Origin of the sequence: Shewanella sp. SM68, assembly GCF_025653925.1 — a bacterium.
Classification (GTDB): domain Bacteria; phylum Pseudomonadota; class Gammaproteobacteria; order Enterobacterales; family Shewanellaceae; genus Shewanella; species Shewanella oncorhynchi.
This window is the reverse complement of the sequence record NZ_JAKKRU010000006.1, coordinates 203,963-226,333: the sequence shown is the minus strand read 5'-3', so window position 1 is coordinate 226,333 and position 22,371 is coordinate 203,963. Positions and strand designations below refer to the sequence as shown.

Sequence of the window (22,371 nt, the reverse complement as noted above, 5' to 3'; positions counted from 1 at the left end):
TAAGGCCGGATGACGAGATTTAACGCGGTTAATGGCGCAGTGAGTTAGGACAAAGTGCCATTTTGATAAATGGGCATAATCCAATAGCGACAGGGATTATGTTTGCAGACCAACGCCAGCGCAGCGAGCAGCGCGGCTTGTTGTGCAACGGGGTGCATGATTTCGAATTTGCAAAACTCCCGATAACCTTCCACTTGTTCCTTGATATTAAAATGGCTGTGTTCACGGCTAAAACCACAAATATTCCCTAGGCTAAAACCCGATAGAAACTCTAACTCTATCAAGGTATCGACTATGTCGTCCTTAATATCATTTTGGGCGATCAGTACTAACAGTTGTTCTGTGCTCATTTACGTTTCTCCAGCCAAAAATACAGAATTGGCAGTAAATACAGTGTGGTAATGGTTGAAGTGAGCAGACCGCCAATCACCACAATCGCTAAAGGTTTTTGAATTTCAGCCCCAGGACCTGAGGCAAACACTAGCGGCATAAGACCAAACATGGCCGTTGTCGCCGTCATCAAAATGGGGCGTAAACGCCGCGCCGCACCTTGTTCTACCCGTTCGCGCAGATGACTGAACATGTGCTTGGTTTGTTCGTAATAGCTGACCATTACCACGCCATTGAGCACAGCGACGCCGAGCAGGGCGATAAAGCCAACTGAGGCGGGCACGGACAAATACTCCCCCGATAAATACAGGCTAACTATGCCGCCCATCATAGCGAAGGGAACGTTGGCGAGGATTAAGCCCGCTTTGGCCAGTGAGCCAAATGTGGTGAATAAAATCAAAGTGATCAGTGCGATAGCAATGGGGATCACTAACAGTAAATTGCTGGTGGCTCGCTGCTGGTTTTCAAACTCGCCACCAAAACTCACGCTATAACCGCTCGGGAGTTTGATTTCCTTTGCGATTTTAGCGTTGAGCTCTTCTACAAAACTCACAATATCGCGCCCCTGCACGTTGGTGGTGATCACTGAAAAGCGATTCCCTTGCTCACGCTCGATAAGGATGGGGCCTTGCTTATAGCTTAAGGTGGCGACATCACTCAGGCGTTTTAAGGAGTGATCTGGCATCACCAGTAACTGATTTTTAAGCTCATTAATGCTGCTTAAGTGGCTCTGATTATTAGCCATCAGTACGGGTGTGCGCTTCTTACCTTGCAGCACTTCGGTCACGATCACGCCTTCGAGTTGGCTTTTCAGGTAGCGAGCAAACTCCATGGTGCTCATGCCAAAGCCACGGGCGAGCTCGTTATCTAAGGTGAGGTTGATAAAAGGGCTGCCTTCGATCATCGCCATTTTCACATCGACGCTGCCGCTGGTGGCATTAACCAGCTGTTGGATTTGGCTCGTGAGCTGACCTAAGGTGTCGATATCATTACCAAAGACCTTAATCGCCACGTCGCCAATGCTACCGGTGAGCATTTCGGACACGCGCATTTGTATCGGTTGAGTGAAGTTAAAATTAACGCCGGGATAGTCCAATAACACAGTGCGGATCGCATCGATAAGCGCTTCTTTATTTGCAAAGCGCCATTCGCTGCGGGGCAGAAGTTCTAAGAATACATCGGTTTCATTGAGCCCCATGGGATCTAAGCCGATTTCATCCGCGCCAGTACGCGCCACCATTTGTTTGATTTCAGGAACTTTAGCCAGCAAGGTTTGCTGAATTTGCTTGTCGATGGCAATCGAAGCTTCGAGTGAAATCGACGGGGATTTCTCCAGCTGCAGGATAATGTCGCCTTCATCTAAGGTCGGCATAAAGGTTTTTCCCACTAACCCGAACAGCCCTAGGCTGACGATAAGCAAGCTAAAGGCGATCACCATAAAGCGTTTTTGATGGCTAAACGTGCTCTTGAGGCTGGCCAGATAAAGCTGTTTAAGCTTTTCAATCGCCTTAGGTTCCTTGGCGGCTTTTTCGTTGACGAGATAAGAAGCGATAACCGGAATAACAGTTAACGACAACACCAGCGCCGACAGCATGGCAAACACGATAGTGACCGCAACTGGGGTAAAGAGTTTGCCTTCGAGCCCGCTCAAGGTCAGCAAGGGTGAGAACACTATCATGACGATCACAGTGCCCGACACCACGGGAATGGCAACATCCTTGGTCGCGCGAAAAATCAAATGCAGCCGCGGTAATCTCTGCTTAGTGGCGATGAGATTCACCATGTTTTCGACTACGACCACAGATGAATCCACTAACATGCCGATGGCGATAACTAGCCCGCCTAGGCTCATTAAGTTCGCAGAAAGATTAAAGTAATCCATCATCAAAAACGTCATCAGCGCGGCGAGTGGTAGCGAGAGTGACACGACTAATGCGGCGCGAACGTTGCCTAAAAATAGCGCCAGTAAGATGATCACCAACACTACGGCTTCGAACAAGGCATTGGAGATAGTATCAATCGCGGTATTGATCAGATTCGCGCGGTCGTAAAAGGTGTTGATCTGGCTCCCTTCTGGTAAGGTTAGGCTGATTTGATCGAGTTTTTCTTTAATGTTTTTGACTACTTGTGCGGTATTGGCGTCTTTCAGGGCGATGATCAAGGCTTCGGCGGTTTCGTTACCGTCCTTAGTGACTGCGCCATAGCGGGCTAAGTGGCCAATTTGAATATCGGCTAAATCCTGCAGTCGATAGACTCTGGCATCATCGGCTTTGATCACTAATTGTTTGAGCTCGTCGATGTCATCGATGCGACCTTCGGCACGCACTATGATGGTATCTGTACCAATGGTGAGCTTGCCCGCACCTTCGTTGTGATTATTCTCCACTATCGCCTGTTGCAGCGCCGCAAAACTTACGCCCGCGCCCGCCATAGCCGCAGGTTTGGGGGTCACACTAAAGCTTTTGGCATAGCCACCGAGGATATTCACATCGGCGACACCTGCAACGGTTCGTAGTAGCGGACGGATTTCCCATTCGAGTAATTGACGCCTTTCCATCAGTGATAGATTGGGATTTTCGAGTGAAAACATAAAGATTTCGCTGAGCGGCGTACTCATTGGCGCTACGCCGCCCGTCACACCTTCAGGGAAACTGTCCCACACGGCGGCGATGCGTTCGCTCACCTGCTGGCGCGCCCAATAGATATCTGTGCCTTCGTCAAAATCGAGGGTGATATCGCTGATGGCGTATTTAGTGGTCGAGCGCAGAATCGATTGATGGGGAATACCTAACAGTTCGGTTTCAATCGGCACGGTAATTTGCGCTTCGATTTCCTCCGGCGTCATGCCGGGCGCCTTGAGGATGATTTTCACTTGGGTGGGCGAAATATCGGGAAAGGCATCCAAGGGAATGGAAAACCAGGCTCGCGCTCCCGCTAACATGATGATCAGCGCCACAATCAGCACAAATAAGCGCTGCGTAAGCGAAAAGCGGATGACTGAGGTCAACATCTTATTCGCCTCCTAGGCCAAGCATTATGCCTTTGACTGCAGCAACTGACTGGGATAACACTTGGATTTGGCTGAGATCTTGATCGCTTTCAACGATATATTGCTCTGGGGTTGAACCGAGAATATCGATCGTAATCGAGGTGAGCGTGTCTGCGGTTTTAGTGAAGACTTGGCTGTCTTGCTCCCAACTGAATACGCTATTTTTAGGCAATAAATACACCGCCTTTTGATACTCGGGTATCACAGTGATCTGTTGTCCTAACAGTAAGTTACATTCCTGCGGCAAGGGTGATGACCAAGCGGTCACAAAGGCACCTTCGGCGATGGCCGACACGGACTCAATGGCGATATGGCACTGATTGATATTCACCGCCGAAAGTGAGTGCGACTGACTCATTGGCACACTGACCTTGACGCGAATGCTGTCGCTGGGCACCAGTGAGAATAGCTGTGAACCCGCCATATAAGGTCCATTCACTTGGTTGAGTTTAACGATCCCCGCCACTGGCGTGCCTACCACTAGGGAGTCTGTGGCGGCATCTGTGCTTTTGACTATCTCCATAAAATGCTGCATGTGCTCGTATTCGAGGTGAGTGCTGAAGTAGTCTTGGCTGATCTCTTGCCATTTTTCTGCGCTGATACTGCCATTGTTTAATAAGGGTTTATTGCGCTCATAACGGCTTTTGGCCAGTTGATATAAGCTGCTGGCGGCTTCGACTTGGGCGAGGTAGTGGAACACTTCTGGCCCAGTCAGTTTGACAATCGCTTGGCCTTTAGTGACGAGCTGGCCTTGGCCGACGAGAAAGCTGATCTGCTGGATATTCTCCGGCGTGCTGATCCAATAATCGTTACCGGGGAGGATTTCAACCTGCGCGGGCAACGGGCTGCCCTCATAACTGGCGACTTTCTGTGGTTGTACGTAGCTCAGGTCTAAATTACCGAGGGAGCTTATCGTTAAGGATTCAGCCTGCACTAAAGTGGCAACACTGGCGGATAAACAGAAAAGGCATGCGCCGTACTTGGCCATCATAATGAAATTCCTAAGGCTTGCAGTTGTTGGGAGTGCAGTTGTTGCTGCGCGACTTGGTTCAGTGCTAAGCGGGATTCGGTATCGAGGGCATCCATATAGCGGCGCAGCCAGACTTCGTAGCTAACTTGATTTTGGTCTTTGACCTTGGCCAGCTCTTCAGTGATGGTGCGGCTAAGGTGTAAGGCTTGGGTTAGCAATGTTTGTTGGTCGAGTAAGTTTTGTTGCTGTTGCTCTAGCTTTTTAAGCTGAGTTTTTAGCTCGATATAGGTACGGTCGAGGTTGAGCGTGTGCTCGGTATTGGCTTGTTGCCATTGGGATAATTCGGTTTGTGATAGGGCAGAACCTAAGGTCAGTGGTACAGAAACGGCGATGCCAAGCTGTTGATCATCGACTTTATTATCGGCGGTATTTTTGGCCGTGAGTGAGACTGCCCAAGGATCGTTATTCCCTGCTTGCTGACTCTGGATGATCAACAGCTGTTGCTGCTTCTGCAGGCTCAATAGTTGCCATAATGGATGCTGCGCGAGCATGTCATTGGGTTGGTTGTTGGCAGAAAGTGGCCGCGCGGTTTCGGCTATGTTCTGCGGTATTTGCTCTTGTCCGGTGAGTTGTTGATAGAGGGCACGCGCCTCGGCCTGTTGCTGATTAAGATCGACCCGCTCCAGTGCAATATCCACCAGTTCGCGTTCTAACAAGAGAATGTGGGCAATCGGCAGTTCGCCCGCATCTGTGAGTTGCTTTTGCTGACTATGAAGCTTGTCGAGTAATTGGCTCTTGCGATCTAATTGGGCCAGTTTTACTGCGGCAAGGCGATGTTCCCACAGGCTTTGTCGCAATAATCCCGATAAATACAGGCCTTGCAGCGCGGCTTGTTGCACCTGAATGCCTTGGGCGAGTTGTTTAATTTGCTTATCGCTGCTGTGCAAAGCAGGGGATTTTATTGGCAAATTGAGTGAGAGTTCCTGCTCGTAGCTGTTACCATTATCTAGGCTACCTAAGTGACTCAAGCTAATGCTCGGCAGGCCATTGAGCCAAGATGAACTGCTTAAGCTTATTTGTGATTGCGGTAACTGACCGCCTGATTGAGATAGAGAATGTAATCTTGCTTGGCTGGTGGTGAGTGCTTGAGATAGCTCGGAATTAGCGGCGTGGCACAGGAAACTGCAGCTGACTAAGGTCGCCAACAGACATAACTTGATACAAGACGTACTGACAGACATAGGACGATTCTATGGTAATAAAGTGTGCTGTCAGTGTAGGGATTGGTGGGCGAAAGTCGTGGGGGACATGTATCATAAAACCGTCTATGGTACATATGTCCCATAAATTAATGGGTTGATTTTGCTTTTATTTAGGAGTTTTTCGATGAAGGATCTTGTCATTATTGGTCTGTTGGCCTTGATCATATGCTTTAAGCTTTTTGACATCACTTCCGACATTCAATTGGGCATTCCCCAATGGCATATTGCCCAGGAAGCCATGTTATTAGTGCTCACTGTGATTGGTGCCATGTACTTAAGTTATGACCTTATTCGTCGCTCCCGCGAAGTGAAAGCGTTGGCTAAACGGTTGGAGCATGCGGATAAAAAAATCGACAATATGTCGACGCAAATGCGCTCTGCCAGACAAGAATATAGCCAAGCGGTGTCGCAGCAATTCGAGACTTGGGGCTTTACTAAGAGTGAGCAGCAAGTGGCATTTTTATTACTTAAGGGCTTAAGTTTTAAAGAAATTGCTGAAGTGCGCCAGACTAAAGAAAAAACCGTCAGACAACAGGCATCGACCATTTACGGTAAAGCGGCAGTCGATGGACGCCATACTTTTTGCGCTTGGTTTATGGAAGATTTTATTCAAGAACATAATCAAGATCTTGCTGCGAATGAAGCGGCATCAAGCCCTAAGGCGGCTTAATCAACGCAGGATTGGCTTAGCTGTTATAGCTATTTGTTATTGAAAATCGATATTTGCTGAGTTTTTAGTTCTAAACAATAATGAGCATCCCCTAAGTTTGCAGGAAGATGCAATTGAAAAACTGGCTGATTATCGTGTTTTGCCTGATTGCCTTGGTCGCTTCGACGCAAACCACAGGACTCGTGCGTTCACTTATCGAATTCTCCGCCTTTGTTGGCGTCCTCTACTGGGCTTGGCGAATGAAGCCGACGGCAGAGTAGATTGGCTTTGAGTTAAATCTTAGCTATTGAAAATAAAGAATATACACTAAAGACGTGATACCAATCGCTGCCCACAGCATCACCCCAAGCAACAAAGGTTTGGGGCCACTCGCCCGCATTTTCTGCACTGTAATTCCTGCACCAATCAAAAATAAACACAGGACTAATGCCCGTTTCGACACCATAAATAAGGTGTCATAAACAGCGTGGAATTGTGGCAACCAATGGGCCACGGCAATGGCTAAACAATAAAAACCGATAAAATACGGCAGGTTAAGCTTGCGCTTATCGCCACCAAACAACATAGCGCTGACCAATGCGATCGGAATAATCCACAGGGCGCGGGCAAGTTTTATGGTGGTTGCGGTTTTTAAGGCTTCATCGCCGTAGGCTGAAGCCGCGCCAACAACCGATGAAGTATCGTGGATGGCGATGGCGCTCCACACGCCAAAATCGTATTGACTCATATTGAGCAAGTGGCCGAGAGCGGGGAATAAAAATAGCGCGACTGAATTGAGCACAAATACGCAGGCTAACGCAGTGGCGGTTTGATCGTTACGCGCATTGATGGCCGGAGCGACTGCGGCAATGGCGCTGCCACCGCAAATAGCGGTACCAGAGGCGATTAAGTGGCCCGTGACATGATCAAATTTCAGGGCGCGGGTGAGCACAAACCCTAAGCTGAGGGTGAAAAAGATTGAGCCAACAATCAGGCCGAAGTTGTGGGTGCTCGCCTCGATCGCCGCGTTTAAGTTAATCCCAAACCCTAAGCCAATGATCGAATAAGACAGGAGTTTTTTGGTGAGTGCGGCGATATTCCATTGCACTGGTACCCAACCAAGGCTCGCTAAGGTAAAACCGAGCACTAGCGCCATGGGCGATGAGATAAAAGGCGCGAGGCATAACAAACCCGCACAGATGAAAACGATGCGATGAGTCTTATTATCTTGCTGTGATGTCGATGAAGAATTCATAACGCCTTAGGCTCGAGCGATTCGGTTTATCGTTCCAACCACAGATCTTCACATTAAGCGACGGATACAAAATGGCGATCAATTGGATTGATCATGGAGACAGATGCAAGAGGGCATTATAGCTGTGTGTATGAGCCTCAATAAAATCAATTAAACTTACCTAGTTAATCAATTTTATTGACTCTTAGAAGATTTGGCAAAGCAGGAGGGTAAATCGAAGAAGATGAACTGAGCTCAGTTCATCTTCTTGGCTAGATAATAAATGGCGAGGTTACAAAGCGTGAAATTATAAATTTACGATACTTTTCAAGTTGTAATCGCTGCCATCCTTTGCGGTAAACAACTTATCTTGGGTGTCGTTGGCGCTGGACATACCCGCATGTAATAGGCTGAGCCAATGGCGCGATGCGGCAGAACGTGACTCTGGTGTTCCGACTACCATGTTTAATGACGTTCCGATTTGGATATCTTCCAGATTGGCAACGTCTCTCGCACCTATCATGCCACTGCGGTCGAAACTGAGTTCAACGTGGCAACCTAGGTCCTGTAACACTATGGCGCAAGGCGCATCTTTAGTGCCGTTAAAGGCCACAAACTGTTTTGGCTGACGTAAACCACTGTGGCTGCCGTCGGCAAAAAAGGCCAACAGGTGTTGGTAGTAAACCACATAGCTGCTCACATCTTGGTGTGAACCAGAGTTAAGTGGAAAGAGGCGGTCGAGGAATTGTTTCGCATTAGCGATCTTCTCGTGCTCGGCGACATTCACTTGGGCCACGGCTAGCACTTCTTCTGCGATGAGGCTGTTTAGATTCGGTTGGATCTGGTTGCTCTTGATAATTGACATATTCATCGCTTGTTCCTCTCACTCTTTCAATTTAAAAAAATTCAGGGTTTTGATTTAACTTTTGGCTTATCAAAGTTTGTCTTCAATTTGGTTTGTCCGCTTTGAGTGCTTAGCCACTTTTAGTGGGAGTGGTTAAGCATTTCTTGTACTGGAATGGCTTAGCTTGTTCGCATTAGCCTTTCCTTGATTGCTTGATTTGTAGTCTAGTCTTTTTTTGACTACAATTTCACAATAAAAATTTTACACTGTGAATTTTACAAAATGCGCAATGACCAGAGCTTGATGAGAAAATCACATTTCCTAGGCACAAAAATACGTAACCTACGGAAACGTAATAATTTAACTATGGAAGATTTGTCGGCACGATGCATTCGAGTCGACGCGGGAAGTGCGCCCTCTGTGTCATATTTGTCGATGATCGAACGTGGCAAGCGTGTGCCGAGTGCAGGAATGCTGGCTGTGATCGCCGCGGTTTTTCAAAAAGACGCCGAATGGTTCTTAGACGATGTGCCCGAAGAAAACGCCATTACGCCAGACAAGGGCCGACGTGGTGGCATAAGCGGTATGGCACTCGAGCCCAGCTTTTTGTTTTCCAATGATATTTTACAAATAGCGATACCTGAGATGCTGTCGCAAACAGGGATCTCAGGTCGGCAGTTTGCCCATTTATTGATCCGCGCCCATCAAGAACACCATCAAAATCATTTCCCCGATCTTGAACGTGCCGCCGAAGACGTCGGCCTCAAACGTATGCCCTTATCTCTGGACGATATGCTGGATATCGCTAAGGGAATGGGATTAAAAATCAAGTGGATAGACAGTACGCCGCAGGAAGTTATCGATGAAATGGGCGTGAGTTCGCGTCAGTTGGTCACCTCATTTATTGAGCCGCCGAGCACGATTTATGTAAATAAAATCCTCAAAAATCGCCCCAACAGACTCAAATATGATTTAGCCGTGCACATAGGTCATTGCGTGTTGCACAACAAGGACGGCCTCAAGAGTGTGATGATCTCAGGCCGCAAATTAGAAGTGGATGAAGAGGCGGGTATGCAGTCCAATACCTTGAACGCGCAGGATATCTTGCATGCATGGCGCGATTTTGAATCGAGCTTCTTCGCCGGTGCGCTGCTGTGTCCTAAAGTGCCTTATCGCCAATTACTCGACCGCCACGGTTATGAGATTGAAGTACACAAGCAACTGCAAGTGTCAGCTTCAGTCGCCATGCGGCGTATGACTGTCGTCTCTCCTTATCCCCATTGGCATTATTTCGATGCTTACGCACCGGGCAAGCTCAAAGCCGTTTACCGTGGTAACGGGATTCCACTGCCTTGGGGCAATATGCGACTAGTGGAAGACCCTTGTCAGCATTGGGCCGTCTTTAGGATGATCAGCGAGCCGACGGTCGGCACTTCGGCACAGATTTCGATTTTAAACGTCGGCAACGAACCACGCATTTACTGCTGCGAGTCGATTAAAGTCGAAGACTCGGCGGGCAACCCGCATGTTCTCTGTGCTGGCATAGATTTAAATCCAGCGATTGAAGCACAGGGTAAAGATGCCCTGTCTATCGCCCACGACCTGAAAGATGCCTGTGTCGCCAGCGGCGGTTCAGTCACTATTCCCAAACACATTAAAAGCGATCTGGTCAGCGTCGCAAAAATCCTCAATATCAACTGGATAGAACGCGGGATCAAAAACGATGCCCGCCTTATTTGCTCTCGCGGCGCCGTATGCCCACGTCAACCAAGTTGCTATCAAGCAGGTAAGTCACAGTGTGATGGGGCAACGTAAATCACTATTTGATTTACGTTGAGTTTTGCGGGCTTACAGCCGAGAAAGTCGTGGGGCTTCACCCCACACCCGACCAAGGAGGACTGCTCGTCCTATCCTCCTTGGATGCTCCATGACGCCCCCAACGGAGTTGAAAGCTCCTTGTGCTCATTGGCAAATTTGCTATCGCTTCCGAAGGATGCGTCCATGCACCTGCGAAAGCTAGCTCGCCATCCATGGCGAGACTCACGCGAATTTACCATTCGCCCTGCGGCAACTCCGAGGGGAATAGTATTCTGCGGCATCAGGTATGAAATTTAGGCCCGAAGAGATTTGCTTGTCATGTCTTTTGGGTGTTAGGTAAGAACATTAAAGGAACTAAATATGAATAGGCTATGGGTGCTAGTGCTAGTATTTTTAATGAGTAATTTGACATCAGTTACTTATGCTAAAAACTGTAAGAAAGGCCAACCATGTGGTAATTCATGCATTTCGTGGAATAAAACTTGTCATGTTGGAACATCAAGTCAGAGCTATAAATCGTCTACATTGTACGGAGCAAATAATATCCAATCCTCTGGGGTTAAAGGTACCAGCGAACCTACATCTGAGAATATACAAGTATTTGAAGTTACAGTAGATAAGCTCAATGTTAGAGATAAGCCTAATCGTAATGGATATCTACTCGGCTCACTTTTAAAAGGAGAGCGTATTGAAGTTATTACTACCAGTGGTGACTGGAAGGTTTTTTTATATAAAAACCAAGTTGCTTGGGTACTTTCGGTTTATTTGAAGCCTTTGTAAGGGGCTTTACTTCATTATCTAGGTCTATTTGTAAAACTTGAAAGAGCGTACTTAAGGTTTGCATTGAGTTGTCGAGATTAAGTACTTGCATGTAAGTGACCGTTGGCGGCATGGATGCCGCCGTCGAGCCTATAGGGATATATTCACGGCGAGTCACTGGAATGCGAGTGCTTAAGCATTTTCACTATAATTCTATCGAATTATAGTTTGGCTATCCGCTTCACATCACACTCAGCGATTTTTTATCAAGCTAAACCTATCTCCTACCTTTCCAACCTCGATCATGATTGACGTTATTCGGCGCTTGGTATGGTGACTTAATACAGCAAACCGAGCAAACATACTACGGCGCTGGTGGGCAATATGGGCTGTAACCAGCGTGGCTTGTAGCTGAGTAAAATTACTAGGATTATCGAACTCAAACACACCCAGCCGAGCAGTAATACGCTGGCGTACGCTGGGCCGTAATGACGACTGGCAAGCCAATAGCACAGGACGAGCGTTGCAGTACCAGCGGTGCGAAATCCGCGTGCCTGTGCATCGGTTAACGGGCGGTTACGCACGGCTCGGTGGTGGCTAAAATAAGATAAGGCCAACAGCCCCATGGCGATAAAACAGGTTAACAATTCGACTGTGGCTATCATGATTCAACTCCTAATTCTGCCGTCGCTTTGGTTACCCGTGTAGCCAGCACTTTTTTAGGGCTACGCAAGCGTTTGGCTGCCATGTAAAATAGCGCTGCAAGTGCGAGCATCATGAGATCAAATCCTGCGAGAACATAGGCTTGGCGCTGTAGATTGCTTATCAGCTGATACTGCGAAGTCATGGCATTGAGCAGGGGTAGCAGGCCATAAAGCAAGGCTGTGAGTAAAAAAAGTCGTTGCCATGTTTGTTTATCTCGTTTGAAGCAAGCGAGCAGTGCGACTAACGCCCAACTGATAAAGAAACAATGGATTTCCCAGTTCTCTCTATCTGCAAAGGTGACAGGTAAGAGTCGATTGGCATAAAAATAACAGGCTAGCGCAATGGGCAGGCCAGCAAAGGTGGCGAGATTTAACATGTTCACTAGCGTAAGCCCGCTATGATTCTTATCTTTTTTAAGCTGCTTTTGTGCCAGTTTATCGGCCCACATAATCGCGCCGCTGGCGATCATCACGCAGCCCGTTAATCCCGCCAGTAAATACAGTAAACGTAGGCCTTGGCCAGCAAAGCGACCACTGTGCAAGGCTATCATGGCACTTTGGGTTTGATTCGCTCCCGAAGTCACAGCCGACTGCGCCAACACAGCACCTGTCACAGTAGACAAGTGATACCAAGGCGCTTGCTGATTTAAGCTGTGCTCAGGGGCGATTTTGACTGTTACGCTGGCATTGCTGTCGTTGAGATTATCAAACTGCAAGCCTTCAAGTGGCGACTCACCCACGACACTGTGAATCGCACTGAGTAAACTCTGACTATCGAGCATAGTGGCTGGTGTGCCAGTGGCGGCGGGAGTTTGGTAAATGGGTTTCCATTGCGAATAAAAGGCTTGAGTTTCATCACCATATTGCGTGTTAAGTCCCCATGGCATATACATAAACATCAGGGTCACTAGGCCGGTATAAGTGATCATAAGATGAAAGGGCAATGCGAGAACTGAGCTGGCGACATGGGCATCTAACCAAGAGCGCGGGCCTTTTCCGGGGCGAAAACTAAAAAAATCCTTAAAAATACGTTTGTGGATCACTATCCCGCTGATGATGGCGACCAACATGAACATAGTGCAAAAGCCGACAATCCAACGCGCCGTGAGCACACTCATGTAGTACAAGTCGAAATGCAGTCGATAGAGAAAGTCGCCCCCTCGGCTTTCCCGTGCTTTAGGTAAGGCTTCACCTGTCGCAGGGTTAATAAAGCCTTGATGATAATCACCAAATCGCTGGCCTTCAGCGGCGGGATCGCTCCATGCATAGGTCAGTAATGGCATCCGTTGTGTGGGTAAGTAAATCCACCATGACTCAGCGTCAGGCGCTTGTTGTGCCAAGGACGTGAGGCCCTTAAGTATCAATTGTTGATTATCCGCATTGGCATCATATTGGCTGCCGTGGTTTTCGGGTTGCATCCACAGGTTGATTTCAGCACGGTAATAGGCCGCTGTTCCGGCGAAAAAAACCAGAAACAACACCCAGCAGGTGAGCAATCCAACCCAAGTGTGTAGCCAAGTCATTGAACGAAAAAAGGAGTCTTTCATAATCCACTCCCTTGAACACTTGTAACATCAAACGCTTTAGCGGCGAGGTAAGCTAAATACAGCAGACCGCTGAGCGCGAATAAATCCAGCCAGTATCGCCATGTTGATTTAACGCTGAACACCCAAATCACGGCGCAGGTGTACACAGTAAATGACAGCATCATGGCGGTTAACACCCGATCAACCTGAGATAACGGCAGGATTTGTGCGAGCAAAATAGTCGCTACTGCACTTAACAAATAGCCGCCAAAGGTTGCTGCGAGGCAGCGATTGCCTATGTGCAGGCTATCGTTCCAGATGGCTGACGTTTTCCAGCGCATCAGTCTTTGTGTTAACGGCGGAGTCATGTTGGTTTTTTCAGTCATGATGGTGTGCCACTTCTGCTGAATTTGTCTTGTGGGTGCGGGATAGCACAGAGATTAACAGGGCGGGTAAAAAGGTTAAGCTAAGTAGCGTTGCCACGATAAGACCTGCCAATACCACTATGCCAACGCCGCGGTAGAGTTCGCTTCCAGCACCGGGGAATAACACCAGCGGCAATAAGCCAAACAAGGTCGTCGCGGTAGACATTAGAATCGGTCGTAATCGACTGGCGACGGCAGATTTGACGGCTTCAACGACACCAAACTGACCCGATTGCAGGTTTTTACGGCTCTGTTCCACGATCAAAATCGGGTTGTTAACGACAGTGCCGAGTAGGATTAAAAACCCAAGCATAGTAATCATATCAAAGGGTTGGTGCCAACCTTGGCCGCCAAAATACGCAAATAAGCTGCCAGTATAATTAAGCGCTTGTAAGCCGACTAAACCGCCAGCAAGTCCTAGCGGGATAGTGATCAGCACAAATAACGGATAACCCCAGTGATTAAAAATCGCGACTAATAACAAGTAGATGATCAACACGGCGACCAGAAAATTGCTGGAGAGTGCCGCTTTCGTCGCTTCGAGCTGATCGGCTGCGCCCGAAATATCCAAACTGACATCTTTGCCGACAGCACCCTGTTGATAGAGGATGGGGACTAATTCTTCCCGCACCTTAGCCACAGCGGTTTCTAACGCAATGGAACGCGGCGGAATAATGTAAAGAGTCACGGTTCTGCGGCCATCGACGCGGCGTAAACTGTCGCTATCCATTTGCTCACTAATGTCGGCCAAGGCTTGCAGTGGCAGTACATTGCCCTTAGGCGTGACTATCGGAGCGAGCGCTAATTGCGACAGACTCTGTTGATTGCCTGCCAGACTAAATAGAAAGATATCCACCTTGTTATCATTAAGGAAAAACTCGTCGACATAGGCGCCATCGCTCAGTGCCGAAACTGCATAGCCAAACTCGCTGCCGCTAAAATCTTGTTCTACAAGACGTTGCCAGCGAGGGGAGATCTGCCACAGCGGTTGATCTAGCGACAAGGTCGATGGGTCAGAATACAGCTGTGGTTCGGCAAATACTTTTTCCGCCGCTTGATACGCCGCTTCGGCAGCACGATAGAGGCTGGCTTGATTCGGGCCAGAAATATCCAAGGCGACAGCGCGGGTGCCACCATCGTTGCTGGAAATAATGGAACCCCGCGATGAATAGGCGCGCATGCCCGGATATTGCTCAAACAAGGCGGTGAGTGAACTCATCATGGCATCCATATCTTGGCTGCGAACGGGCTCGCTCATCACCCAAATACTGCCGACACCCACGCTGAGGGTATAGTATTTTAGCGGCGGGATCTTTTGCTCACCACGTTCAAAGGATGCCGCCTCGGCATTGACTCTCGCGGATAGCTGAGTCGTTAATTCTTCTGCAATTTTAGCCATTTCCGATAGGTTGTAACCCGGCGGCGCGACCATAGAAGTAAAGGCTTTTGGTTCTTCACCTTCGGGTAAATATTCGGCCGGGGGCATCAGCCAAGCAGCAAGCCCAATCGTCGAGACGAGTGACAGCACAATCACAAAGGTGCGGCGTCTTGCAGAGAGTACAAGTTGGCTAACTAAGCTCAATATGCGTGATGCTTTGGGGGGCTCACTTTGGTTTGTCTGCGCCGAGTGCATCTTACCGAAACCAAAACGGGCAATAGCGGCGGGTACGATGAACACCGCGACCAGCATAGAAGCGATAATGGATGAAGCGATGGCAATCGCGATATCCGAGTACAGTTGTCCCGCTTCTTGTTTGATAAATAGAATGGGTACAAACACTAGTACTGTGGTGAGCGTCGAGGCTAATACTGCGGGCCAGACATCGTAGATACCACTTATGGCTGCTTCGAGACGCTCTAATCCGCGTCTGCGCGCTTGTTCAATGCTTTCGAGCACCACAATGCTGTTATCGACCGTCATGCCGATGGCAAAGGCAACACCCGCCAGTGAAATGACATTAATAGTGCGATTAAACACCAGCAGCCCGACGAAGGCGGCTAAGGTACACAGCGGAATACCGATAACACCAATCAGGGTGGCTCGATTCGAGCGCAAGAAGAGGTACATGACCAAGGTTGCCAGTAAGGCACCTAGACCTAAATTGACCCACACATTTGCAACCGAATCTTGCACATAGCGCACATCATCACTGAATAACTCTAACTGCATGGCGTGCTGGGCGAGTTGATTTTGATTGATCTGCGCTATCACGGGCATCATGGCATCTTTGATGGCGATAACGTTAGAACCGACATCCCGTTTGACCGCTAAGCTGAGGGTGCGTTCTTGTTCGGCAAAGGACAGTTCTCGGATCTCGGCGTGGTCGAGTTTTATCTCGGCAACGTCTTGCAGCAGAATATTCGTATTACCTTGGCGTTTTAAAATCAGTTGCTTAAGTTGATTTAAATCCTCAAAACGGCCAATTACCCGCAGTAAATAACGTTTTTTACCACTGTCGATATCGCCCGCAGAAGTGTCCTTGTTGCGATCTCGAATGGCTTGGCGCACGTCCATAATGCTGATGCCGCGTTGGGCGAGTTTGGCGGGATCGAGCCGTATTTGAATTTGCCGTTCAGCGCCGCCTTGAATAGTGACAGAGGAAACGCCTTTGACGCGCTCCATTTGTGGGCGAATAAAGTCGTTAGCGAAATCGCGCATCATGTCTATGTCTAGATTCAGCGGGTTCCCCGCGACAGGCACGAGGCGGAAATACATGAAAGCGTTGTCTGAATATGAACTGCTGTAAAGCCGTGGTTGATCGACGTTTTCAGGGTAGGACGATACTTGGCTGAGCGCATTGCTAACACGAATAAGCGCGTCGCTGATCTCAGTGCTCTGGGGGAATTCGAGTTCTATCCATGCCGAACCCGTATCAGCCCAAGATGTCATGCGTTGTAAGTTGGGCAGAGTGCGCAGGTAGCGTTCCTGCTCAAGCAGAATTTCTTTCTCGACGTCTTGCGGCGTAGCCCCCGGCCAACCTGTGGCCACGCTGATGGTGCGCACATCTAAGTCGGGGATCATTTGGATTGGGATACGCAGTGCGGCAGCCGTGCCCAATACGCAAAATATCAAGACGATGACAGACAGTAAGGTGCCATGTTTAATTCCAAACTTCAGCATCCAACTAACCTCCTACAGCAGAGTTGAGTACAGAGACTGACTGTTGGTCTTGTAGGCTCTCGTTACCGCGGATCACCACGGGCGCGTCTTTGGGTAATGGGCTAAGGATTTCAATCCCGATGGCGCTCGTATGGCCCACTTGAACGGTATGCCTTTGGGCTATGTTGTTTTGCACGGTAAAGACACTGAACTGGCCGTCCGGGTGACGGACTAGCGCATCTTGCGGCACGACAACACTGTGTTGCGCCCGCTGTAAGTGGAAGGTCGCAGTGGCCGATGTGCCGGGCATCAAAAGTCCACTCGCATCAGGAATGGTTAAGCGCACCAAGAAGCTGCGAGCATTGTGGTCGCTCACGGGGACGAGTGCATTCACATGGCCGATAAACTGCTGTTCAGGCAGCATATCTGCGGCAATATCGACTTGAGTTGCAGTGGCTATGTTTTGGAACATTTCCTGTGGGACTTGAATATCGAGCCAGAGCTGTTCTTGGGATACTAAGGTGAAGATTTCAGTGCCGACATTGACCCATTCACCAGTTTCAGTTTGTTTGCTTGAAATCACTCCCGCAAACGGCGCGATCAGTTGGTGGCGGGCGACCACCTCTTTTTGGTGTGCTAATGCCGCCGTTAAACTCTGCAGATTAGCTTCGGCTTCGGTTAACGCCGCTTGGCGAATCGCGCGCTCAGTTTCGGGGAATAATTGCTGAGAACTGAGTGTTTGCGCTTCGGTGAGGAGTCGCTGTTTTTCTGCCAGCATGGTCTTAGCGGCCATTACATCGGCCTGACGCTGTGCTAATTGGTGTATGGCTAAGGTGTCATCGAGTGCGAGTAGAGGCTGGCCAGCGCGGACTTGCGAGCCCGCATCGACCAGCACTTTGGCGACTAGGCCATCGGTACGTGCAGATAAGCGGGCTACCCGTGCGGATTTAATGGAGCCACTGAGTGGCAAAAGTTCATTGGTACTGCCTGTTTGGGGCAAGGCGACTGTTACAGGTGCTGTGCTTGCGTGGACTGCAGAACACAGCATGTATAAACCTATCATTAAATAACGCACGTTAACTCCATCTCACTATTAAGATTATTACTGAGTGATAAAACTCGTGGTGGTGATGTGTAAAACGCTATCAACCTCGTTGCCTGCGAGTGTTTGTTTACCTTCTGTGGTGTGATTACTGACGAGTAAGTAGCGGCCCGCATCTGGGGTATCGAGGGCGAATTTACCTTGGGCATCGGTGGTGAAAGACTTGCTCCAAAAACCGGGGCGATACACTTGCACTGGATGATTCACCAGTGGCGCGCCTTTATAGCTAAGCACAAACTCGGGAACGCCTGACTTTACTGGCGTAAATTCAAAATCTTGCAGCGCTTTTGTGTGTTCTTGTCCCGTGCGGGCATAGAGTATTGCGGCCTGCAATCCGGTCTCGGTTTTCCATGGTTGCCACGCGGTATCGGCATAGAAACTGATGTCACTCTTGCTATCTTGGGTTTTGACCAGTAGATGATCGGCCTGTGCTGTGGCGGTTAACGGTGTCTTGGCATTGGCGGCGAAAATACGCGCCGCGCTTAACGATGCTAACTCTTCTGCCGAAGCCTGCTCTGAACCCGGTTCGCCAAATTGCACTTTAACCGAACCATCGTTATTACGCTCAAGCCATACTTCATGTGCTTGAGCCGAAAAAGCGATACCGCCGAGTAAAGTGAGTATTACAAGTGCTTGTTTCATTTGATCATCCTTAATGTTATTTCTGGTTAGGGCTATGTTTTAGAGCGTCCAACGTAGTGACAGTGTGGCATTACGTGGCTCGCCAAAGTCGGCGTAACCCCAGAGTGAACGGTTGTAGTTCTTGTCGAAAATATTGTTAATGTTCAATTGCATAGAAATAGATGGTGTGATTTGGTAGCCAAACATTAAGTCAACGAGTGAGTAGGCGGATTGTGTTTGGCGGTAAGCCACATTCGGCGCGCCATCGACACCCCAAATAGTGCCTTGATAGAAGGTGCTGCTCTGCCAGCGCCAGCTCGCACCTGCAGTAATGCCCGGCAGAATATCTTCAAAGTTATATTTAGTGGTGAGTTTGAAGATATCTTCGGGCAGATAAGTTTGACGACGTAGGCCATCTTTATCTTCTGCATTGTTGTGGGTATAACCACCGCTGATATCCCATAAGTCGGTAAGACGTCCGGCTATTTCTAACTCATAGCCTTTGGTGGTAATCCCATCCACACTTTCGTAGATAGAGTCACCGGAAGGTAGCTGACCTTTCCCTGCATATTCGGGTTCGTTGTCTTTATTGGTTTCGTAGATGGCGGCTGACATGTTTAGCGTGTCATCGAACAGCGCGACCTTGACGCCGCCTTCGACGTTTGTGCCTTCTGCAGGTTCGAGCAGTTGGCCATCTTCACCAAAATAGGTGCCAGGTTTGAAGATTTCAGTACGGCTAGCGTAGACAGCGATCTGCTCGGTCACATCGTAGACTAGGCCGTAGTAGGGGATGAAAATACCGGTTTTTTCCATGGTCGCATCTGTGCTGTTACCCACGAGATCATGCTTTTCATAGGACCAGTTACTTACGCGTCCACCGACCATTAATTTCAGTGAATCCAACAGATTGACACGGACAGTGCCGTAAACACCCGATTGGCTTTGCTCATTGGTTTGGCCATTGGTGGGTGAATTAGGAATATTAGGCTTGGGGTAATTGCCCTGATCCGCGACGTTATAGCGACGTTGGCGTGCGGAGTTTGTGTTGATGTTATCGAACTCGTTGTCACCATAGTTAAAACCGATCACCGCACTATGTTCACGGCCGAGTAAGTCGAAGTTACCCGTGGCGTACAGGTTGAAACTGTTGGTATCGGATTCGCGATCATGTTGGGCGGCATAGGTATCGCCCCAAGGGCCAACAAATTCGCCGGTTGATTTGACGATATAATCGCCAGGGTAAAAGGCCAATGCATCTATGGTGGCGTTGGCGATACGATAGGCACTGACGAGTGACCAGTCGTTATCGAATCTATGTTTAAATTCGGCCATGAGACTCTTTTGTGTCACGTCCCAATGGGTCCAGTCCTGTGAGCTAGAGTAGTTGCGGCCAAAATCGACAGCTGTGCCATCGGTATAAAATGCGGGATTAGAGTTCCAGTTATACACACCGTCGGTTTGTGATTTTTGATAGTCCGCAAATAGCGACAAGCTAGTATCTGTGCCGAGACTCGTTTCAACCACGCCATAGAGCACTGTGGTATCGCGTTGATAGCGATCGATAAAAGAATCGCCTTTCTTCACCGCACTCACGAATCGACCTTTCACATTGCCCGAATCCGTGAGCCAGCCAGAAACATCGGCCTCAAGTCTATAGGTATTCCATGAGCCATAACTTGCACTTGCCGTGGCACGGGTGTCATCCGTTGGACGTTTACGAATAAAATTAACCGTGGCAGAAGGTTCACCTAAACCGCTTAAAATCCCTGCCGCACCTTTTAATACTTCAACCCGTTCGGCAATCACAGGGTCTAAACCTTGATCAATTGAGCCGCTGTAAACATGGGATGAAGAGGTTGTGATTAAGCCGTCAATTTGAACACCGCTGTCGAGTGCATAACCGCGCACGAATATCTGACTATTTTCAGAGGCATCGCCCACCATAGTGACGCCAGGAGTGTGATTTAACACTGACTCCATAGTGACCAAACCTTTGTCGCTAATCATTTCTTCGGTAATCAAAGTGACGCTTTGTGGGGTTTCTTTGAGTGACATAGACAAACCCGTGGCGCTATTCATTGCCGCGCGGGTATATGTTCCTACCACGTTCAATCTTTCTATCTGTTCTGTATCTTTTTTCTCATCTTGCTTAGGGTCAGTATTGGCTTGAACCGTCAGAGTAAGTGTGCTGAGAAGTACAGGGATCAATGGCGAGCGCCAAGACGTTAAAACAGATAGGGGAGGCATGGTATTTCAATCCTTTCAGGCGATTTCAGATTAAATAATGATTGGTGATCCTGAGTGCAAATAAAGTGTTTAGGTGCAAATGAGAATCGATCGCATGATAGGTTTGTTGAAAATAAATGCAATATGCTCAATGTGTAAATTGTTTAAGCTGGGTTGTAACTTATTGGCGAATAGCTTGTCAGCGAGCTGTGACAAGCCGTCGCAGTAGGATCTGCACTTTTAGCGCATGCCTTACTATAACTCGGTTTCAGGGCATTGACTGGGAACTCAGGCTGTTGTGGATAGGGTCAATTTAGCCAACAAAAAGGCCACAGACGTTACTGACTGTGGCCTTTAATCTTTACAATTGAATCGAAATCCAGCGGACTTGTTAAGCCTAAAAGTGTGATTTACACCTTAGGTTTATGCCCGTACTTGGCCTGTGCCTGAGACTAAATACTTCTCAGCGGTCAAGGATTCGAGTCCCATTGGGCCATAGGCATGTAGCTTAGAGGTCGCGATGCCGATTTCTGCTCCAAGGCCGAGTTCGCTGCCGTCGGAGAAGCGCGAAGAGGCATTGACCATTACCACAGAAGCATCGACCGCACGTTGGAAGTGTGCGGCTGTGACTTCGTTTTCGGTGCAAATCACTTCGGTGTGCTGGCTACCAAAACGGGCAATATGTTGGATAGCATGGTCAAAGTGATCGACTTGGCGAATGGCAATTTCGAGATCTAAATACTCTTGGCCGAAATCGTCTTCTTCCATGTAAGTACAGTTTTCAAAATAACCACCGGCTTGAGTACAAGCGTTGATTTTAACCTTATGCTCGGCCAGCGCTTTGGCTACTTTAGGCAAAAATTGCGAGGCAATTTCTTGGTGTACTAATAGGGCTTCGAGGGCATTACATACGCCAGTGCGCTGGGTTTTACCGTTGAGCAGTAAGTCCATAGCAATATCCAGATCGGCATCTTTATCGACGTATAAATGACACACGCCTTTAAAATGCTGGATCACTGGGATTTTACTGTTGTCAGTCACAAAGTTAATCAAGCCTTCACCGCCGCGGGGAATGATCACATCGATATAATCTCGTTGCTGCAGCAGTTCTAGCATGAGGCCGCGATCTGGGTCGGGCACCACTGTGATTAACGCCTCGGGCAAGCCGTATTGTTTCAATACGCTTTGCAAAATAGTGGCGATAATTTTACTGCTGTGCAGCGCCTCCTTACCACCGCGCAGGATCACGGCATTGCCGGATTTAAAGCACAGGGCACCCGCATCGGCGGTGACATTGGGACGCGCTTCATAAATCATACAAACCACGCCTAAGGGAACGCGCATCTTACTGATGGATAAACCATTAGGTCGTTGACCAATATAGCGTTCGTTGCCAATGGGATCGGGTAAGGCGGCGATGGTTTCAATGCCTACCGCCATAGCTTCTATACGCTCTGGCGTTAGCGTTAATCGGTCGAGCATGGCAGGGCCGACGTTATCGGCGGTCGCTCTGTGTAAGTCGATTAAATTTGCGCTTTGGATTTCATAGGACTTTTCGCGTAATGAGCGTGCCATATCGAGGAGTACAGTATTTTTAAGCTGTTCGTCAACTTGGGCGAGGATCAGAGCCGCCTTGGCAGCTTCTTGAGATAAGTTTTTGATTAAAGTCATATTTACTCCGCTTAGATGTTT

18 protein-coding genes are annotated in these 22,371 nt (G+C 48.6%); 4 read left to right on the top strand and 14 right to left on the bottom strand.

Annotation, left to right across the window (positions count from 1 at the left end; translation table 11 throughout):
• Positions 1–44: 44 nt before the first annotated feature.
• The 4 genes from L5M40_RS12240 to L5M40_RS12225 are packed head-to-tail and all read right to left on the bottom strand — an operon-like array spanning position 45 to position 5,650.
• Positions 45–350 carry a DUF3240 family protein gene (locus L5M40_RS12240; RefSeq protein WP_105250730.1) on the bottom strand — a complete coding sequence of 102 codons (306 nt, stop codon included), beginning with the start codon at positions 348–350 and terminating at the stop codon, positions 45–47.
• Entirely contained in the window at positions 347–3,400 is a 3,054-nt protein-coding gene (locus L5M40_RS12235; RefSeq protein ID WP_263176805.1) for an efflux RND transporter permease subunit, read from the bottom strand. The genes L5M40_RS12240 and L5M40_RS12235 overlap by 4 nt, the downstream gene beginning before the upstream one ends.
• Before the next feature lies 1 nt (position 3,401).
• Complete coding sequence (locus L5M40_RS12230) at positions 3,402–4,430, bottom strand: membrane fusion-like protein (RefSeq protein ID WP_263148643.1); 1,029 nt, start codon at positions 4,428–4,430, stop codon at positions 3,402–3,404.
• Positions 4,427–5,650 (bottom strand): metal transporter, encoded by a 1,224-nt coding sequence (locus L5M40_RS12225; protein WP_263176804.1) that lies wholly within the window; start codon positions 5,648–5,650, stop codon positions 4,427–4,429. Before L5M40_RS12225 ends, L5M40_RS12230 begins: the two co-directional genes overlap by 4 nt.
• Positions 5,651–5,795: 145 nt before the next feature.
• On the opposite strand from L5M40_RS12225, the gene L5M40_RS12220 reads away from it, so the two are divergent.
• Positions 5,796–6,341: a helix-turn-helix transcriptional regulator gene (locus tag L5M40_RS12220; protein WP_105250726.1), complete on the top strand. Its 546-nt coding sequence runs from the start codon at positions 5,796–5,798 to the stop codon at positions 6,339–6,341.
• A gap of 113 nt (positions 6,342–6,454) precedes the next feature.
• Positions 6,455–6,601, top strand: coding sequence for a hypothetical protein (locus L5M40_RS12215; RefSeq protein ID WP_105253023.1), 147 nt, complete (start codon positions 6,455–6,457; stop codon positions 6,599–6,601).
• Positions 6,602–6,624: 23 nt separating this feature from the next.
• On the opposite strand, the gene L5M40_RS12210 is transcribed toward L5M40_RS12215, so the two are convergent.
• Together L5M40_RS12210 and L5M40_RS12205 are read right to left on the bottom strand one after the other, a co-directional pair.
• On the bottom strand, positions 6,625–7,575 hold the full coding sequence (locus L5M40_RS12210; RefSeq protein ID WP_106648891.1) for a YeiH family protein: 951 nt from the start codon (positions 7,573–7,575) through the stop codon (positions 6,625–6,627).
• A gap of 286 nt (positions 7,576–7,861) precedes the next feature.
• Entirely contained in the window at positions 7,862–8,425 is a 564-nt protein-coding gene (locus L5M40_RS12205; RefSeq protein ID WP_011845404.1) for a malate synthase, read from the bottom strand.
• A gap of 255 nt (positions 8,426–8,680) precedes the next feature.
• Here L5M40_RS12205 and L5M40_RS12200 point away from each other — a divergent pair, with 255 nt between their 5' ends.
• Together L5M40_RS12200 and L5M40_RS12195 are read left to right on the top strand one after the other, a co-directional pair.
• Complete coding sequence (locus L5M40_RS12200) at positions 8,681–10,213, top strand: DUF3612 domain-containing protein (protein ID WP_263176801.1); 1,533 nt, start codon at positions 8,681–8,683, stop codon at positions 10,211–10,213.
• Positions 10,214–10,576: 363 nt separating this feature from the next.
• Positions 10,577–10,996: an SH3 domain-containing protein gene (locus tag L5M40_RS12195; RefSeq protein ID WP_105250723.1), complete on the top strand. Its 420-nt coding sequence runs from the start codon at positions 10,577–10,579 to the stop codon at positions 10,994–10,996.
• A gap of 317 nt (positions 10,997–11,313) precedes the next feature.
• On the opposite strand, the gene L5M40_RS12190 is transcribed toward L5M40_RS12195, so the two are convergent.
• The 8 genes from L5M40_RS12190 to L5M40_RS12155 form a co-directional block, all read right to left on the bottom strand.
• Positions 11,314–11,640, bottom strand: coding sequence for a DUF3325 domain-containing protein (locus L5M40_RS12190; RefSeq protein ID WP_263176800.1), 327 nt, complete (start codon positions 11,638–11,640; stop codon positions 11,314–11,316).
• Positions 11,637–13,226 (bottom strand): PepSY-associated TM helix domain-containing protein, encoded by a 1,590-nt coding sequence (locus L5M40_RS12185; RefSeq protein ID WP_263162581.1) that lies wholly within the window; start codon positions 13,224–13,226, stop codon positions 11,637–11,639. The genes L5M40_RS12190 and L5M40_RS12185 overlap by 4 nt, the downstream gene beginning before the upstream one ends.
• Entirely contained in the window at positions 13,223–13,591 is a 369-nt protein-coding gene (locus tag L5M40_RS12180; RefSeq protein ID WP_173248398.1) for a hypothetical protein, read from the bottom strand. Before L5M40_RS12180 ends, L5M40_RS12185 begins: the two co-directional genes overlap by 4 nt.
• Complete coding sequence (locus L5M40_RS12175; protein WP_263176799.1) at positions 13,584–16,751, bottom strand: efflux RND transporter permease subunit; 3,168 nt, start codon at positions 16,749–16,751, stop codon at positions 13,584–13,586. The genes L5M40_RS12180 and L5M40_RS12175 overlap by 8 nt, the downstream gene beginning before the upstream one ends.
• Before the next feature lie 4 nt (positions 16,752–16,755).
• The gene (locus L5M40_RS12170; RefSeq protein WP_263176798.1) at positions 16,756–17,805 is read right to left on the bottom strand and encodes an efflux RND transporter periplasmic adaptor subunit; all 1,050 of its coding nucleotides are present in this window, start codon (positions 17,803–17,805) and stop codon (positions 16,756–16,758) included.
• A gap of 27 nt (positions 17,806–17,832) precedes the next feature.
• Positions 17,833–18,474: a nickel transporter gene (locus L5M40_RS12165; protein ID WP_105250717.1), complete on the bottom strand. Its 642-nt coding sequence runs from the start codon at positions 18,472–18,474 to the stop codon at positions 17,833–17,835.
• A gap of 39 nt (positions 18,475–18,513) precedes the next feature.
• Complete coding sequence (locus L5M40_RS12160; RefSeq protein WP_263176796.1) at positions 18,514–20,700, bottom strand: TonB-dependent siderophore receptor; 2,187 nt, start codon at positions 20,698–20,700, stop codon at positions 18,514–18,516.
• Between the two features lie 402 nt (positions 20,701–21,102).
• A complete protein-coding gene (locus L5M40_RS12155) occupies positions 21,103–22,350 on the bottom strand; it encodes a glutamate-5-semialdehyde dehydrogenase (protein WP_263176795.1) in 1,248 nt (415 codons plus the stop codon).
• Positions 22,351–22,371 lie beyond the last annotated feature (21 nt).